Below are 17,422 nucleotides of genomic sequence, written 5' to 3' on the forward strand. Positions count from 1 at the left end.
TTAACAACATCTGTCATCAACAATAAAGATAAAAACAGCGGATGAAACGAAGTTTTTTACTATTTTTTTTAGTCACATTAATTGGAATCATATATATCGTAAGGCTTTTCCAATTACAGATACTTCGTGGCGGTAATCAAAACCCAATACAAAGCTCTACTGTAAAAATTGAATATGACTACCCTGAGCGTGGTCATATATATGATCGTAATGGAAAATTATTAGTAGCTAATCAATTATCATATGATGTAATGATAGTGCCTAAAGATGTTGAACCTTTAGATACTCTAGAATTTTGTTCTCTCTTAAAAATTGATAAAGAAAGTTTTAAAAAACGTTATAAAAAAGCGGTAAAATTTGCTCGCTGGTTACCCTCAGTTTTCTTAAAACAATTGGCAAAAGAAGACTTTGCTTATTTACAAGAAAAATTACCTAAATACAAAGGTTTTTATATTCAAAAACGTATTATTAGAAATTACCCTGTTAAATCCGCTGCTAACATTGTAGGATTCATTGCGGAGGTTAATGAAAGAAAAGCAAAAGCCAGTAACTATTACGAACAAGGAGAGTTAATAGGAAAACTAGGTGTTGAAAAACAATATGAAAACGTCCTTAGAGGAGTTAAAGGAAAAAAACATTTCAAGAGAAATAACCTAAATAAAATTACAGGGACCTATAAAAATGGGAAATACGATACACTAGCTGTTCCTGGTAAAGATTTAACACTTACCATAGACACTAAACTACAGCAATATGGTGAGTTATTAATGAAAGGTAAAAGAGGCGGGATTGTTGCTATTGAACCTAAGACTGGAGAAATTTTAGCTTTAGTTACTGCTCCATCCTATGACCCAAATCTATTGGTCGGACGAAAAAGATCTCCTAATTCCGTAAAATTATTTAATGACACTATAAACATTCCTACTTTCGATAGAGGTTTACAAGCCATGTACCCACCGGGATCGCCTTTTAAAATTATTAATGGCCTAATAGGACTACAAGAAGGAGTTATTGATAAAAATACTGGAGTTTATTGCCAACATGGATACAGATATGGTAATCGAAAAAATGAATTTATGGGGTGTCACTGTGGTATTGTAGGAAGACCTATCCGATTAAAAACAGCGATAGCAAAATCTTGTAATAGCTATTTTGCTACTGCTTATAAGAAAATTGTAGATAAATCTGGCAACCCTAAAATAGGAATGGAAAAATGGAATAAGCATGTTGAAAGTTTTGGTTTAGGAAATTATTTAGGTTATGATCTACCTTCTGGAAGAAAAGGGATGATTCCAGATACTTTATTTTATAACAAATGGTATAAAAACAGATGGAAATCCACCTATACTATTTCAAACGCAATTGGACAAGGAGAAATACTTACCACACCAATGCAACTAGCAAATATGACTGCTGCTATTGCTAACAAAGGATATTTTTACACACCACATATTGTAAAAAAAATAGATAATAAATCAATTACTGATTCAACTTATACAACTAAGAGAGTTACTACAATTGACCCTGAACATTTTCCTATTGCAATAGATGCAATGCACGAAGTTTTCACCTACGGAACAGCAAAATGGTATCAAATAAAAGGTATTGAAATATGCGGTAAAACAGGTACTGCTGAAAACAAAATTAAAATTATAGACGGAGAAAAGGTAACAGCTCCTGATCATTCTATATTAATTGCCTTTGCTCCTAAGGACAACCCTAAAATAGCAATGGCTGTTTATATTGAAAACGGAGGGTACGGTTCTACTATAGCTGCTCCAATAACTAGTTTAATGATTGAAAGCTATATTAAAGGAGAGGTTTCTCGAAAAAACTTAGAAGACAGAATGATTAACTACAGTCTTCAAGAGCAATATGATAAATTAATTCAAAAGAAAGATACACTTGCGCAAGGAACGAAATAACATATTTGAAGGTATCGATTGGATACTTGTTTTATTATACATTGTATTAGTTGGTTTTGGCTGGATGAATATTTACGCAGCTTCATCTACTGATGATACAAGAGAATTTTTTGATTTTTCGAGTAAATATGGAAAACAATTAATTTTCATTTGCCTAAGTATACCTGTAATTATTTTAATTCTATTCTTTAATTCAAAATTCTACGAACAATTCGCCAGTGTTCTATATATAGTTTCACTAGTTTTATTAGCTGGAGTTTTAGTATTAGGACGGAAAATTAATGGAGCAACTTCTTGGTATAATTTTGGTGGTATTGGTCTACAACCTTCAGAATTTGCAAAAGCATTTACAGCACTTGCTTTAGCAAAATTAATGAGTGACAGACAGTATAATTTGAAACTTGTTAAAAATCAAATAAAAGCATTCTTTGTCATATTTTTACCTGCTTTTTTTATTGCTCTTCAGCCTGACATGGGATCAGTTTTAATTTATTTTGCCTTCTTTTTTGTTTTAAATAGAGAAGGATTAACACTTGCTTACATAATTTTTGGTACACTATCAATAATACTTTTTATACTTACAATATCTTTTGGAGCTAAATGGATACTTTTTATCTGTTTAACAATTATTACTTTATCCGTGCTATATGGATTGTATAAAGACAAGCGTTTTTTACGTTTTAATGCCATAAAAATAATCAGCATATATCTTGTTACTAGTATCTCTATTTTAGGTATTAGCTACACTTACAATAACATATTAGAACCTCATCAAAAAGACAGATTTGATATTCTTTTAGGAAAAACCACAGACCTTAAAGGAAAAGGATATAACACATATCAATCAGAATTAACCATTAGCTCAGGAGGCTTTCTAGGTAAAGGTTTTTTACAAGGCGATAGAACACAAGGAAAATTTGTTCCTGAACAAGAAACTGACTATATCTATAGTACTGTAGGTGAGGAATGGGGGTTTTTGGGAAGTTCTTTAGTTATTATCCTGTTTATGTTTTTACTATATCGAATTATATACTTATCGGAAAAACAAACAAATAAATTTGGTAGAATTTATGGCTATGGAGTAGCTTCTATAATATTTTTTCACCTAATTGTAAACATAGGAATGGTTATAGGCTTATTACCAACTATTGGAATACCTCTGCCCTTTTTTAGTTATGGTGGATCTTCATTATGGGGCTTTACACTTCTATTATTTATTTTCATTCGTTTAGATGCCCACAAAAAATACGATTGGTAAGGAGTTTTTTAACAACTCTTTTTCCTCTACCGATAGAAGAATATGTATTTGTGCGCCATAAAAACAGCTATATACACTCCTTAATAAGCTTATTAAAGGAAAACATTATCAAACAGATTAATACTCTTATACTCTGTATAAACTTTCTTCCTTAATTACACTCAAAAAAATCAAAAACAACTCCTTGAATAAAATGTTATTTTAAATTTAAAGCACAAAAAAAACGTTTCAATCGAAATTGAAACGTTTTACTATTAACTAATCTTATTTTTTCTATAAAGCTGCTACGTGCTTTGCTAACTTAGACTTTAAGTTTGCAGCTTTATTTTTATGAATTACGTTGTTCTTAGCTAATTTATCTAACATAGATACAACTGACGAAAACATACCTTCTGCTTCTTTTCTATCTTCAGTAGCTCTTAATTTTCTAACAGCATTACGAGTTGTTTTATGCTGATATTTATTTCTTAAGCGCTTAGCTTCGTTACTTCTAATTCTTTTAATTGCTGACTTATGATTTGCCATTTTATTAATTCTTATTTGTTTATAAAAAACTTTGTAGTCCGTACGGGAATCGAACCCGTGTTACCAGGATGAAAACCTGGCGTCCTAACCCCTAGACGAACGGACCAAAACAATCGTTTTGATTGCGGGTGCAAATATACAATAACTTTTTATATTTGCAATAATTTTATTTTTAATTTTCCAATTATAAATATAATTAAACTCTTTATAAATGTCAATTAACTTTGTAGTCCGTACGGGAATCGAACCCGTGTTACCAGGATGAAAACCTGGCGTCCTAACCCCTAGACGAACGGACCAAAACAATCATTTTGCGATTGCGGGTGCAAATATAGAAACAGTTTTTTATTTACCAAAAGCTTTTTTCATTTTTTTTTACTTTTTAAGTGATTTTTTTTACTTGCTAGAAATAGCTTTTAAACCACACCAATATAAACAACTGATTTTCATAAAAATAAAAAAACTTCTTAAATCCTAAAAGAAAAGATCCTTATTTTAATTTTTCTGTATTAAAATTACAAACTAGACTTACACTTAAATTAAAACATAAAAAAGCCCTACTTATTAGCAGGGCTTAATTTTTAATATGCTTTAGCAAAAAGAACTCTTTTAGACGATTCTTTTCCTGTGAAAACACATTTTCCAACTTCTTCTTTTGCATCATTAGGAATACACCTAATTGTTGCTTTAGTTAATTCTTTAATTTTATCTTCTGTTTCAATAGTACCATCCCAGTGAGCAGAAACAAATCCTCCTTTATTTTCTATAACATCTTTAAATTCTTCAAATGTCTCTACTTCTGTAATATGACTATCTCTATAATCTAAAGCTTTTTTAAATAAGTTCTCTTGAATCTCATTTAATAAACTTTCTACAACATCTACTACTTCTTCCCTAGCAACAGTTTGTTTTTCGAAAGTATCACGTCTTGCTACTTCAACTGTACCATTTTCTAAATCACGTTTACCCATAGCTATTCTTACTGGAACACCTTTCAATTCATATTCAGCAAATTTTGCCCCTGGTCTAAAAGTATCTCTATTATCGAATTTAACAGAAATTCCTTTCTTTCTTAGTTCCTTAACAATTATATCAACTTTTTCTGAAATTGCTTCTAATTGCTCTTCTCCTTTATATATAGGTACAATTACTACCTGAATTGGAGCTAATTTAGGAGGTAATACTAAACCTGCATCATCTGAGTGCGTCATAATCAATCCTCCAATTAAACGAGTTGAAACTCCCCAAGAAGTAGCCCAAACATGTTCTTGCTTTCCTTCTTTAGATGTATACTTCACATCAAATGCTTTTGCAAAGTTTTGCCCTAAAAAGTGAGATGTACCCGCTTGTAATGCTTTACCATCTTGCATTAATGCTTCTATAGTTAATGTATTATCAGCTCCTGCGAAACGCTCACTTTCAGATTTTGCTCCTTTAACTACTGGCATTGCCATAAAGTTTTCTGCAAATGTTGCATATACTTCTTGCATTTGCTCAGATTCTGAAACAGCTTCTGCTTTAGTTGCATGAGCTGTATGACCTTCTTGCCATAAAAACTCAGCTGTACGTAAGAATAAACGTGTACGCATTTCCCAACGAACTACATTGGCCCATTGATTAATTAATAAAGGTAAATCTCTATACGATTGAATCCACCCTTTATATGTATTCCAAATAATAGCTTCAGAAGTAGGACGAACTACTAACTCTTCTTCTAATTTAGCTTCAGGATCTACACGTAACTTCCCTTCATTATCAGGATCATTTTGTAAACGGTAGTGAGTAACTACTGCACACTCTTTTGCAAAACCTTCAGCATTTTTTTCTTCAGCTTCAAACAAACTTTTAGGTACAAATAAGGGGAAATATGCATTTTCATGACCAGTTTCCTTAAACATTCTGTCTAATTCTGCCTGCATTTTTTCCCAAATTGCAAAACCGTAAGGCTTTATTACCATACATCCTCTTACTGCTGAATTCTCAGCTAAATCAGCTTTTACAATTAATTCGTTATACCATTTAGAGTAATCTTCTGCTCTTTTTGTTAAATGTTTGCTCATAATCAAAAGTTTGGCACAAAAATTGTTATTTTTTATGCGTAAAATTGTATTTGCAAAACTACATTAAAAAGGCTACAAGCCCAACAAAGAAATTGTTTTTTGCATTTCAGTTTTTTATTAAGCTAGTTCTAATCTAAAAACATAAGACATGAAGTTACATTACTACCACACCAAGCTTCCTTTATACATTATATCATTATTAATGATTACTACAATTGTTTCTTGCGGAACAGTCCAAACGGTTGCCGGTAGTGATGATGGAATTTATGCTGATGATCAAGAAATAGAGACTGAACGTAGAGTTGTTGTTGCTGATAGAAAAGAGTATAAAGAATACAACGAAAACTATTTTACAAAAGAAATAGAACGTTTAGATGCATTAAACGGAACAGATATTTTTACAGATATTGAAAGTTATAAATCTGATGATTCTGACTTCAATCCTGAAGAGGATATTATTAATGAAGAAGAGCAAGAAACTAATATTACCTATAATTCTAACTCTCCTTGGGGGTACAATACAAATAGTAGTGATGTTGTAATTAATATTAACACCTCACCAAGATGGGGGTATTATAATGCTTGGGATTGGGATCCTTTCTTTGATTACGGTTACTATGGTCCTTGGTGGAGAACTCGTTATTGGGGATTCAACCCTTACTGGCATCCATATAACTCTGGGTTTTATGTAGGAGTTGGTGGTTTTTATAATTCTTTTTATTGCCCTCCTTTTTACAGGAATCACTTCTACGGCCCATATTACAATAATAGATTTTACAGACCTTACAGAGGTGCGAACCCATATAGAGGATACAGAACTGCTTCTACTTACAGAAGAGGATATACTACTGGAAGAAGAGGTACTTCAGTATCAAGAAGATCATCTAATGCTTATTCAAGAAATAATAGAAGTTATTCTACTCGTCGTAATACCAGAAGTACTAGATCTGTAAGAAGTACTAGAGGTAATACTCGCGGATACAACTCATCAAATAGAAGGTCTACACGTAGCTACAATTCTAGTGGAAGATCTACAAGAAGTACAAGAGGGTATAACACACGTGGTAGTTCAAGAAGTTCAAATAGATACACTAGAGGTAATAGGACTTCAAGTAACACAAGAAGTACTCGTGGCAGCAGTTACAATACAAGAAGTAACAGTAGAAGTTATAAAACAGGCGGATACAAACCTTCTAAAACTACAACAAATAGATCTACGAGAAGTTCTAGAAGTTATTCTACTCCAACAAGAAGTAGAAGCTCGAGAAGTTACTCAACTCCATCGAGAAGTACTCGTAGTTATTCTACACCATCGAGAAGTAGCTCTTCTAGCAGAAGTTATTCTAGCGGTAGAAGTAGTTCAAGAAGTAGCAGACGTAGATAAATTTAACCAACCCTACCTAAATAAGTTTTTAAACTAATTAACAAAGACATGAAAAGAATTTTAACTTTTGCGATAATTATCGCCAGTACTTATACTGCCTATTCTCAATCTTTAGGATACAATGATATAGGGATACTTTTTTCAAAAGATGATAGTTTTGGAACTGCTCGTTTTGAAGCTATGAGTGGTGCTTTTGGAGCACTTGGAGCAGACGTTTCTGCTATAAGTATCAATCCAGCAGGTGGAGCTGTTGCTCAAAAAAGTATTTTTTCTGCTACCCTTAACAATCGAAACACTGAATTCTTAGCTTCATACTACGGAACTAACACAAATACTAGTGACAATTATTTTAATATTTCTCAAGCAGGAGCTATTTTATCTTTTGATTCTGCAAATAGCTCTGATTGGAATCGTTTTTCTTTAAATATTAACTATAGACTTAAAAGTGATTTTGAAAACTCTTTTTCTTCTAGAGGTAATAGTGGGCAAGCTCTATTTAATGAACACCCAGATGACACAACTAATCAGTTTGACAATGGACAAGAGCAACGATTTACCAATACCACTATAGGAGAAAGTTCTATTTTAGAAATGGGATTCTCTGCTGTACATCAAAATAAGTTATTTGCTGGAGCAAGTATAAAATTTCATCGCTTTAGATTTGGTCAAGTAACAAGACTAAGGGAAACAAACGAAGATACAAACGGTAATACTTTAAACGCTTTAAATATCCAGGATAGCTTTTTTGAAGGAAATGGAATTTCATTAAGTGCTGGTTTTATATATAAAGTAAATCAAGCTTTCCGTTTTGGTTTAGCTTATGAAACTCCTACTTGGTATCCTGAAGTATTTGAAGAAAGTAATTTAAATGTTTTTGATCCTAATAATGCTAGATATGATGACTGGTTAGGGTATACAGACATTTCTGCTTCAAACCAACCTACAGATGTTAACAGCGGCGAACAATTTAGTTCTAATATATTCAAATTAAGAACTCCTAGTAGATTAACTGCTAGTGCTGCAATAGTTTTTGGTAAAAAAGGATTAATTAGTGCGGATTACACGTACAGAGATTATAGCGGAACGAAATTTCAAGAGAACGATCCAGTTTTTATAACTGCAAATCAAAACTTTGTTAATGATTTTAAAAACGCACATTCTTTAAATATTGGTACTGAATGGCGATTCGATAATATGAGTATTAGAGGTGGTTATCATTTTGAAGAGAGCCCATTTAAAAATGCATTAAGTAAGGATCATACAAAAGGATACTCTTTAGGTTTAGGTTATAATTTTGGAGATTTTAAATTTGATTTAGCATATCGTAAATCAGAAAACAATAGTCCTTATAACATATATAACTCACCAAACGTAAATGTAAACCCTATTGAATTGAATAACAACACTACACGAATTTCAGGAACTATTACTTTTAGTTTATAGTTTATAGTTTATAGTTTATAAAAAATAAAGAACATGAAAGTCCTGCTTAAGCAGGACTTTTTATATATACATATATCAGTTTTTTACCGTAATTTTGCACTTCATTTTACAACTTATGAGTTCGATCAAAATAAATATACAAGAAACAAATAACGAAACAATACTAAAGTTTATTAGTAATACTATTCTAGTAAACGGAGGTAGTTATGAGTTTAACAATATAGACGAAGCTAAAAACTCACCTTTAGCGCAAAAACTTTTTTACCTTCCTTTTGTAAAGAAAGTATTAGTTACAGCAAACTTCATAGCTATTCAGAGATATGACATTGTTCAATGGGATGATGTAGAAGAAGAAGTTCGTGAACAGATAGAAAACTACTTACAAGAAGGAAAGTCTGTAGTAACGGAAGAAACTACCAAAAAAGAAGCTGTTGAAGTATATGCGGAAGTTACACCAAATCCAGCTGTAATGAAATTTGGAACTAACAAAGCTCTTACTCAAACAGATGTTGAGTTTCAAAATATTGAAGAGGCTAGTAAATCTTCGCCTTTAGCTCAACAATTATTTACTTTTCCTTTTGTAAAAGAGATTTTTATTTCCGAAAACTACATATCTATTACTAAATATGATATGATTGAATGGAATGAAGTATATCAAGAAGTACGTACTTTCATTAGAGAATATATTCAACAAGGAAAAACAATTATTAAAGAGCTTCCTAAACAACAAACAAAACAAAATGTTGAGATTCCTAAAGAAGATTTAACTGATATTGAAGCTAAAATTGTTGATATTTTAAACGAGTATATTAAACCAGCAGTTGCTTCTGATGGTGGAAACATTGCTTTTCAATCATATGATGAAAGTTCAAAACAGGTAAGTGTTATTTTACAAGGTGCTTGTAGTGGATGTCCATCATCTACAGTTACTTTAAAAAACGGTATAGAAACAATGCTTAAAGAAATGCTTCCTAACCAAATTAGTGAAGTAGTAGCTATTAACGGATAATCTTATTGTAAAAAAAATCAAATGTCAAAAAGCATCAAACCATATAAAGATTCTGAATTAGGAAAGAAAGAGCAAGTAGCAAAAATGTTTGACAATATTTCTGAAGATTATGACGGATTAAACCGAGTTATTTCTTTAGGAATTGATGTAAGCTGGCGAAAAAAAGTTGTGAAGCTCGTTGGTGAAAACAATCCCCAACAAATATTAGATATAGCAACTGGTACTGGTGATTTAGCATTAATGATGTCTGCGTTAAAACCACAAAGAATTGTTGGTTTAGATATTTCTGCTGGAATGTTAGAAGTTGGAAAACAAAAAGTAGCAAAAGCTAACTTGTCTGAAAAAATAGAAATGATTGTTGGCGATAGTGAAAATATTCCTTTTGAAGACAACACCTTTGATGCTATTACTGTTTCTTTTGGCGTAAGAAATTTTGAAAACTTGGATAAAGGATTAAAGGAAATACTACGTGTATTAAAACCGGGTGGTAAGTTTGTTGTTTTAGAAACATCTAATCCTACTAAGTTTCCTTTTAAACAAGGATATAAATTCTACACCAATTTTATTTTACCTGTTATAGGAAAAATCTTTTCTAAAGATAAAGTTGCTTACTCATATTTGTCCGAAAGTGCTAATTCTTTTCCTTTTGGAGAAGCTTTCAACAATATTTTACAAAAAAATGGGTTTAAGAATGCAAAGAATTTACCTGTAACTTTTGGAGTTGCATCAATTTATACCGCTTTAAAATAGTATGCTAAAAAAACTTTTACTTTTCGGAATCCTTGGAATCTTTTCAATTTCTTCTCAAGCTCAACAAGAAAAAGTATTGAATTTACCTAGTTTTGATAAACCTCTATTTCATTATGGATTTTATTTAGGCTTAAATAGTAACGGATATAAAGTTGCATATAAACCTAGTGGATTTAACAATGCCGAAGTAGAAGTAAGTTCTTCTGTTGGATTTAACGTAGGATTAATTGCAGATTTAAGACTACATAATAATGTAAACTTACGATTTGAACCTGGTTTAATGTCTAATACCAAAACATTAACCTTTAAACATATTGCTGGGGCTGATAATGTAAGAACAAGAGAAGTGGGAGCTACTTATTTACACCTACCTTTAATTTTAAAGTTAAGCACTAATAGACTTAACAATATAAGACCTTATGTATTAGGAGGTATTTCTTATGACTATAATTTTTCTAGTAATGAAAATAATAGCGATGATAATTTTGCAGGTGAGTTTAGAACAACCACTAGTAACTTTATGTATGAAATAGGTATTGGTGTTGACTTTTACCTTAGTTATTTTAAATTCTCACCTTCTATAAGAGGAGTCTTTGCTGTAAACAATGAGCTTAAGTACGATAACAGAAATCCTAGTCAATGGACAGACCCAATTGACTTTTTAGGAACAAGAGGAGTTTTCTTACACCTCTCTTTTGAATAGTAAAACAATAAAAAAAACAGCTAATTGATTAGCTGTTTTTTTATGGCTATAATTTAAAAAATTATATTTCCTTTTCTCTTCTATTATGTAAGACACTTAAAATAAGTTTAAGTCACAATTCCTCTTTATTTTTTTTATAAAAAACGAATGGTTTTTGTTTCCAAAAACCATTCTTTACTTACTTAAAAAGATAGATGCCCCCCGATACCTATCTCTAATTATTTAGACACTTTAATTTTTATATGGTCACAAAAAAAGACAAAAAAAATGACCATTTCTCAATGGCCATTTAATTAGCAAAGAATAAATCTTCACCTATAAGATAGAAGTCCCCCGAAATCTATCATTTCTTAAAATTATCTTTCTTTAATATAATATATTTGCCAAATATATAAAAAAAAAGTTAATACGTTATTTTTTTATAATTATTTTACTGTTTACCACATCTTTGATCGGTAAAACAATTTTACCATCTGCTGTTGTTACTGTAAAGCATATATTATCTATCGCTGTAACTACTCCTTCTACATCTCCTATCACTACTTTTTCACCAATTCCTATATTCTTTCTTGAATAGTAACCAAAAAGCAATCTAGAAACCGCATCTCTTGCACCTAAACCAAAAGCTATTGTAAAAGCTAAAAGTACTGAACCTATTAACAGAGTTAAGTTACTTTTTATAACAGAAGTATCTACTCCTGCTTGATCTAATGCTGTTATTGATAAAAATACAACTATTAAGTAAAACGCTATATTTCCAACTAAATTGCCTCCAGAAATTTCTAGTGATTTAAACATTGATTGAATAGCCTTCTTTACAACAGTACCTAAATACGCACCCGCAACAAAAATTCCAAGAGCTGTTAATAGTTTAGGTAAATACGCAAAAAAGTTTTGTATTCCTTCAGAAACTACATTAAGTCCAAAAATATTAGAACCTGCCATAACAAATGTTAATATTAAAAACCATTTTAATACGGCTAAGATTACATTGGTTAGCACTATATTAATTGTACTATTTCCAAAAATCTCAGTTTTTCTTAATTTTTTAGACCATTCATCTATTTTAGTTTTTGCTAAAGCCTTTCTCACTATATACAAGAATACTTTAATAATTATCCAGGCAACAATTACAAAGCCGATAAATCCCACTACTGTAGGTAATGAATCTACAACATTTTGAAAAATATCTTTAAAAGGTTTTAAAATATCTATTTGCAAGGCGTTCATAATAATAGTGTGTTATGGTTGTATATATTTAGTTTTGGTTGTTTTCTTCTTCAGACTCTTTTTTAGGCGTACCTCCTCCTAATAAATCAGCTATTGTATTTGGGTATTTTACCACAAATAAATCAGCCATATCTATTGAAAGCTTAATCATTGCCACATCGTTAAGTACTTTTTCTTTAAGTACCTCTGGCAACTCTTCACTATGTAATATTTTCTTAAATGGATTATCCATAATTATTACAATTTGTTATACGCTTTTACTACTTTTTCTTTGGCTCTTTTTAAACGCATTTTTACTGCGCTATCTCCCAACTCTAATAATACTGAGATTTCTTTAATAGACATATCATCTTGATATTTCATTAATAAAATCATTTTCTCCGAAGGAGATATCATTTCGAGTGCTTTAGCTAATTTATCCGATTTTAACTCAAATAAATCAGCATCATCTATTTCATCTTCGTTTGTTTCTTCTTTAATTTGGTCTGTTACTACTGTTACTCTTTCCTTTTTCTTTTCCTTATTTCTTTGCACGTAATTTACACAGAAATTATAAGTAAAGGAATATAGCCATGTAGAAAACTTAGATCTTCCTTTGAAAGTTCTTAGTTTTACAAATAGGCGTATAAAAACATCGTGGGTTAAGTCTTGAGCTTCTTCTTTGCTCTTAGAAAAACCATAGCACTTGTTATATACAACAGCAGCATAGCGGTCGTACAAAACAGCGAACAAATGAGTATCATTTTTCTCCACTATTTTAGCAACCAGCTCTTCATCACTAAATTTTGTAGCATCAAGACTTTTCAAGGGCTAAGTTTGATTTCCTTATGGTTATAATTAGACTTGCTATTTAGACACTTTATTTTAGAAGAAGTCACTTTTATTTTTCTCTTCAAAGTTCGAAATTAACAATTCTTTAACAGATTGGAAAATTTTATAAAAAAATTCTCCCTTTTTGTAACATTCATATAACATCTTACGTATAAGAATATGTAAGCCAATAGATAATTAAAATATTTCGTAATTACATGAGACAACTTAAGATTACAAAACAGGTTACCAATAGAGAAACCGCATCTTTAGATAAATATTTACAGGAAATAGGAAAGGTAGATTTAATTACTGCCGATGAAGAAGTTGAATTAGCACAAAGAATCAAAGCTGGTGACCAAAGAGCCTTAGAAAAACTAACTAAAGCCAACTTACGTTTTGTAGTTTCTGTAGCAAAACAATACCAAAACCAAGGATTAACTTTACCTGATTTAATTAATGAAGGTAATTTAGGTTTAATTAAAGCTGCTAAGCGTTTCGATGAAACTCGTGGTTTTAAATTTATCTCTTATGCTGTTTGGTGGATTCGTCAATCTATATTACAAGCTTTAGCTGAACAATCTCGTATTGTACGTTTACCGTTAAACAAAATTGGTTCTATTAATAAAATCAATAAAATGTATGCTTTCTTAGAGCAAGAAAACGAAAGACCTCCAAGTCCTGAAGAGATTGCTAAGAAATTAGACATGACTGTTAACGACGTAAAAGAGTCTATGAAAAACTCTGGACGTCACGTATCTATGGATGCTCCATTAATTGAAGGTGAAGATTCTAACTTATATGATGTATTGAACTCAGGTGAATCTCCAAACCCAGATAGAACTTTATTACACGAATCTTTACGTATTGAAATTAATCGTGCCTTAGAAACATTAACTCCTCGTGAGGCTGATGTTGTTAAGTTATACTTTGGTTTAGGTGAGCACCAACCAATGACTTTAGAAGAAATTGGTGAAACTTTCGATTTAACTCGTGAGCGTGTAAGACAAATTAAAGAAAAAGCTATTCGTAGATTAAAGCATACATCTCGAAGCAAAATCTTAATGACTTACTTAGGTTAAAAACTAATAACTATAGTTATACAACTATATGTATGATAAAAAACTCTCGATTACTCGAGAGTTTTCTTTTTTATTCACTTTATAGTTTTAACTATATTTGCCATTCACAACAACACAACAACATATAATGGAAAAACTAGTAGCTCCTTCAATTTTAGCAGCTGATTTTGGAAATCTACAACGAGATGTAGAAATGGTTAACAACAGTAAAGCCGATTGGTTTCATATTGATATCATGGACGGTGTGTTTGTACCTAACATTTCTTTTGGAATGCCTGTTTTAAAAGCAATATCTAAACACGCAAATAAAACTATTGATGTACACTTAATGATCGTAGATCCTGATAGGTATATTAATACTTTTGCTGACTTAGGAGCAGATATTTTAACAGTACATTACGAAGCTTGTACACATTTACACAGAACAATACAAGCAATTAAAGCTTCAGGAATGAAAGCTGGAGTTGCATTAAACCCTCATACTCCAATAGCTGTTTTAGAAGATATTATTGAAGATTTGGACTTGGTGTGCATTATGAGTGTTAATCCTGGTTTTGGAGGGCAATCTTTTATAGAAAATACTTATAAAAAAGTTTCTCAATTAAAACACTTAATAGAGTTTACAAGTTCTAAATGTAAAATTGAAATTGATGGTGGCGTAAGTGATCAAAATGCAAATAAACTAATTGAAGCTGGAGCAGATGTTTTAGTTGCAGGTAGTTTTGTTTTTAAAAGTGATAACCCTACTGAAACAATTTCAAACTTAAAAGATATTATTAATTAAGTTTAAAAACTACTTAAAATATATAAAGGCAATTTTATTAAATAAAATTGCCTTTAATTTCCTCTACTAAAACCTTAAATAAATAGTAGAATTTATTTGTTTTTTAAGTTTGGTCACCACAAAATGGTTTGTTCATACAAACATAACCATCTGGAAGAGGATCACATGTTAAACACATAACATAAATCCAACCACCTTTGATAGACTTTTGCTCTGATTTATTTAAAACTGAACCTAAGTTTGATAAGTTTTTTAGCATAATAATATATTTTATTTTCTCAAAAATAAATTATAAAAAACAAGCTTAGTTAAAAAAATCCGTAATATAAGTAAGGTTTTTCCTTACTTTTAAAACTGCTCTAACAAGTAGTAAATCAAATCAGTAGTAGTAACAATCCCTACTAGTTCACCCTTATCAACTACTGGTAACGCATGAAACTCTTTTTTAGATAAAATTTCTGCTACTTCTTTAATTGTTGTTGAAGAGCTAACCGTTACTAAGTTTTTAGCCATTACTTGATCAATAGTAAACATGTTATATACTACTGTATCAACATCTGTTTCATCATCATTTATTGCATCAGCAAAACTTATTCTTAATAAATCTGTATAACTAAGCATTCCTTTAATTTCTGAACCACTTACTACAGGAATATGTCTTATACGTTCTTTTTTAAATAATTCTTCTGCACGCAATAAATCATCTGTACTACTTAACGTAATTACATTTTTACTCATAATAACTGATACTGGCGTTCTTTTTTTCATTTTTATATGATTTTATTATTAATTTCTATATCAAATTTCAGAAATAAATCCCTCAGAAAAACTGATTAAAATCATATCATTTTATTTTATTTCTTTGTAAATTATCCCTTGAAAACAAAGACAAAATTGATACTAGATTTAAAAAAACACTACGGATACATATTTGAAGATGAATTAATTAATGAAATTTCAAATTTAGCCGTTTACAAAGAGTTTGAAGCCAATACTATTATTATTGATGTTGATAGCTATATGGTTTCTATTCCCTTAATAATTAGCGGTGCTATTAAAATATTAAGAGAAGATAAAGACGGTGATGAACTTGTGCTATATTATATAGAAAAAGGTGATACTTGTGCTATGACGCTTTCTTGTTGTATGGGAGAAACAAAAAGTAAAATTAAAGCTGTAGCTGAAACAGACATCAAACTATTGATGATACCTAAAAATAAAATGTCTGAATGGCTTAGTAAATACAAAAGCTGGCAGGAATATATTTTACAAAGTTATCATTCGCGACTTAATGAATTTATTGAAGCTGTTGACTCTATTGCTTTTTTAAACATGCATGATCGCCTGTATAAATACCTAAAAGATAAAGCAATGGTTACTAATAATGTTGTTATTTCAGCTACACATCAACAAATAGCCAATGATTTACACACTTCAAGAGTTGTTATTTCTCGTTTATTAAAAGCTCTTGAAAAGCAAGAAAAAATAGAATTACATCGCAATCAAATAAAAGTATTAGAATTATAAGTTAATAATTCAACATTATTTTAATTTTCTTATATAACACCGGAAATTTCTTTTGCAAATCTTCTGGTGTTTCAAAAAAATGCTCCATAATTACCGACATAAACTCTAATTTGTTTGTAAAGGCGTAATTTCTAAAGTAATTAGATTTTTTTATCTGCTCTACATTTCTTTTATCATTCATAAAACTTACTATTTCTACAAATACTTTATAGAATATTTTTGCACTTACATCTTTCGATTTGCTTCCATGAAAAGTTAATGCATGTGTAAACTCATGAATTCCTAAGTTTAAATTATCGTTTACAATAATTTCTCCCAACAGAAAATCTTCCCATGAAAAAGCTATTGTTTTAAATCGAGGATTAAACTCTCCTTTATGATATTTTTTGGTAGATAATGAATAAAAACTTTGAGGGTAAACTATAATTCTATCAAAAGTTGTAGTTATATATTTTCTCATACCAAAAGTTAGTTTTATATATGATGAAGCTATTAAAACTTTAATTTCTGGTGTTAATTCAACCTTTCCTCTTTGAACAAAATCATACTTCCTAAAAAACTGAACTAACCTATGTTCAAAATATTCTTTTTCCTTATTGTTAAGTCTAGTGTAAAAGGACACATTCTCTACTAAAAAAGCTTTCTTTTTCTTCGGAAGTTTCTTTTTTACCAAATAGAGATGCACAAAAATTGGTTTTCTAAAAACACTAACATAAATTCTTTCCACAATATTTATCCCTACACCTAAGAAACTTAGGAAAGCTCCCGTGTATTTTATTATTGAAAAATATTTCATATCATTAAAATAAACATCTCTTATGTAACATTTGTTACACAATTTAAAATACTTGTTTTATACTTTTATTGCTCACTCAAAAGAGAGTGCACCCCTTTTTCTTTTTCCCTAAAAAAAGCAGTAGAACAACTTCTAC

Annotated in this window: 18 protein-coding genes and 2 tRNA genes; 10 read left to right on the top strand and 10 right to left on the bottom strand. The window is 30.5% G+C overall.

Annotation, left to right across the window (positions count from 1 at the left end):
* Positions 1-41: 41 nt before the first annotated feature.
* Both mrdA and rodA read left to right on the top strand, forming a co-directional pair.
* A complete protein-coding gene (mrdA, locus tag MHN29_RS12805; RefSeq protein ID WP_235274966.1) occupies positions 42-1,925 on the top strand; it encodes a penicillin-binding protein 2 in 1,884 nt (627 codons plus the stop codon).
* Entirely contained in the window at positions 1,906-3,183 is a 1,278-nt protein-coding gene (gene rodA / locus MHN29_RS12810) for a rod shape-determining protein RodA (protein WP_235274967.1), read from the top strand. Before mrdA ends, rodA begins: the two co-directional genes overlap by 20 nt.
* 273 nt (positions 3,184-3,456) lie before the next feature.
* Here the strand turns inward: rodA and rpsT are convergent, their stop codons facing one another.
* The 4 genes from rpsT to proS form a co-directional block, all read right to left on the bottom strand.
* Positions 3,457-3,708, bottom strand: coding sequence for a 30S ribosomal protein S20 (gene rpsT / locus MHN29_RS12815; protein ID WP_150900989.1), 252 nt, complete (start codon positions 3,706-3,708; stop codon positions 3,457-3,459).
* Positions 3,709-3,742: 34 nt separating this feature from the next.
* Positions 3,743-3,814, bottom strand: a tRNA-Glu gene (locus MHN29_RS12820).
* 121 nt (positions 3,815-3,935) lie between these two features.
* A tRNA-Glu gene (locus tag MHN29_RS12825) sits at positions 3,936-4,007 on the bottom strand.
* Between the two features lie 282 nt (positions 4,008-4,289).
* Positions 4,290-5,768 (bottom strand): proline--tRNA ligase, encoded by a 1,479-nt coding sequence (gene proS, locus MHN29_RS12830; RefSeq protein WP_235274968.1) that lies wholly within the window; start codon positions 5,766-5,768, stop codon positions 4,290-4,292.
* A gap of 148 nt (positions 5,769-5,916) precedes the next feature.
* On the opposite strand from proS, the gene MHN29_RS12835 reads away from it, so the two are divergent.
* The 5 genes from MHN29_RS12835 (at position 5,917) to MHN29_RS12855 (ending at position 11,057) form a co-directional block, all read left to right on the top strand.
* On the top strand, positions 5,917-7,152 hold the full coding sequence (locus tag MHN29_RS12835) for a hypothetical protein (RefSeq protein ID WP_235274969.1): 1,236 nt from the start codon (positions 5,917-5,919) through the stop codon (positions 7,150-7,152).
* Positions 7,153-7,200: 48 nt separating this feature from the next.
* Positions 7,201-8,595 carry an OmpP1/FadL family transporter gene (locus MHN29_RS12840; RefSeq protein WP_235274970.1) on the top strand — a complete coding sequence of 465 codons (1,395 nt, stop codon included), beginning with the start codon at positions 7,201-7,203 and terminating at the stop codon, positions 8,593-8,595.
* A 115-nt stretch (positions 8,596-8,710) separates the two neighbouring features.
* Complete coding sequence (locus MHN29_RS12845) at positions 8,711-9,604, top strand: NifU family protein (protein ID WP_235274971.1); 894 nt, start codon at positions 8,711-8,713, stop codon at positions 9,602-9,604.
* Between the two features lie 21 nt (positions 9,605-9,625).
* Positions 9,626-10,354 carry a bifunctional demethylmenaquinone methyltransferase/2-methoxy-6-polyprenyl-1,4-benzoquinol methylase UbiE gene (gene ubiE / locus MHN29_RS12850; protein ID WP_235274972.1) on the top strand — a complete coding sequence of 243 codons (729 nt, stop codon included), beginning with the start codon at positions 9,626-9,628 and terminating at the stop codon, positions 10,352-10,354.
* A 1-nt stretch (position 10,355) separates the two neighbouring features.
* Positions 10,356-11,057: a porin family protein gene (locus MHN29_RS12855; protein WP_235274973.1), complete on the top strand. Its 702-nt coding sequence runs from the start codon at positions 10,356-10,358 to the stop codon at positions 11,055-11,057.
* Between the two features lie 411 nt (positions 11,058-11,468).
* On the opposite strand, the gene MHN29_RS12860 is transcribed toward MHN29_RS12855, so the two are convergent.
* From MHN29_RS12860 to MHN29_RS12870, 3 genes are read right to left on the bottom strand one after another with little or no spacing between them, the layout of a single operon-like run.
* Positions 11,469-12,287 (bottom strand): hypothetical protein, encoded by an 819-nt coding sequence (locus MHN29_RS12860; protein WP_235274974.1) that lies wholly within the window; start codon positions 12,285-12,287, stop codon positions 11,469-11,471.
* Between the two features lie 28 nt (positions 12,288-12,315).
* A complete protein-coding gene (locus MHN29_RS12865; RefSeq protein WP_150900997.1) occupies positions 12,316-12,519 on the bottom strand; it encodes a hypothetical protein in 204 nt (67 codons plus the stop codon).
* 5 nt (positions 12,520-12,524) lie between these two features.
* Positions 12,525-13,094 carry an RNA polymerase sigma factor gene (locus MHN29_RS12870; protein ID WP_150900998.1) on the bottom strand — a complete coding sequence of 190 codons (570 nt, stop codon included), beginning with the start codon at positions 13,092-13,094 and terminating at the stop codon, positions 12,525-12,527.
* A gap of 221 nt (positions 13,095-13,315) precedes the next feature.
* Between MHN29_RS12870 and MHN29_RS12875 the strand changes: the two genes are divergently transcribed.
* Both MHN29_RS12875 and rpe read left to right on the top strand, forming a co-directional pair.
* On the top strand, positions 13,316-14,179 hold the full coding sequence (locus tag MHN29_RS12875; RefSeq protein WP_058884193.1) for an RNA polymerase sigma factor RpoD/SigA: 864 nt from the start codon (positions 13,316-13,318) through the stop codon (positions 14,177-14,179).
* A gap of 127 nt (positions 14,180-14,306) precedes the next feature.
* Positions 14,307-14,963: a ribulose-phosphate 3-epimerase gene (gene rpe, locus MHN29_RS12880; RefSeq protein WP_235274975.1), complete on the top strand. Its 657-nt coding sequence runs from the start codon at positions 14,307-14,309 to the stop codon at positions 14,961-14,963.
* Between the two features lie 103 nt (positions 14,964-15,066).
* Here the strand turns inward: rpe and MHN29_RS12885 are convergent, their stop codons facing one another.
* Together MHN29_RS12885 and MHN29_RS12890 are read right to left on the bottom strand one after the other, a co-directional pair.
* Positions 15,067-15,222: a hypothetical protein gene (locus MHN29_RS12885; RefSeq protein WP_235274976.1), complete on the bottom strand. Its 156-nt coding sequence runs from the start codon at positions 15,220-15,222 to the stop codon at positions 15,067-15,069.
* Between the two features lie 89 nt (positions 15,223-15,311).
* Positions 15,312-15,731, bottom strand: coding sequence for a CBS domain-containing protein (locus tag MHN29_RS12890; RefSeq protein WP_235274977.1), 420 nt, complete (start codon positions 15,729-15,731; stop codon positions 15,312-15,314).
* Between the two features lie 126 nt (positions 15,732-15,857).
* Between MHN29_RS12890 and MHN29_RS12895 the strand changes: the two genes are divergently transcribed.
* Positions 15,858-16,490, top strand: coding sequence for a Crp/Fnr family transcriptional regulator (locus MHN29_RS12895; protein ID WP_150901001.1), 633 nt, complete (start codon positions 15,858-15,860; stop codon positions 16,488-16,490).
* Between the two features lies 1 nt (position 16,491).
* Here MHN29_RS12895 and MHN29_RS12900 read toward each other — a convergent pair whose 3' ends face one another.
* Positions 16,492-17,286 carry a zinc-dependent peptidase gene (locus tag MHN29_RS12900; RefSeq protein WP_235274978.1) on the bottom strand — a complete coding sequence of 265 codons (795 nt, stop codon included), beginning with the start codon at positions 17,284-17,286 and terminating at the stop codon, positions 16,492-16,494.
* Between the last annotated feature and the right edge of the window lie 136 nt (positions 17,287-17,422).

The organism is Tenacibaculum sp. Cn5-46, from assembly GCF_022347705.1.
Classification (GTDB): domain Bacteria; phylum Bacteroidota; class Bacteroidia; order Flavobacteriales; family Flavobacteriaceae; genus Polaribacter; species Polaribacter aiptasiae.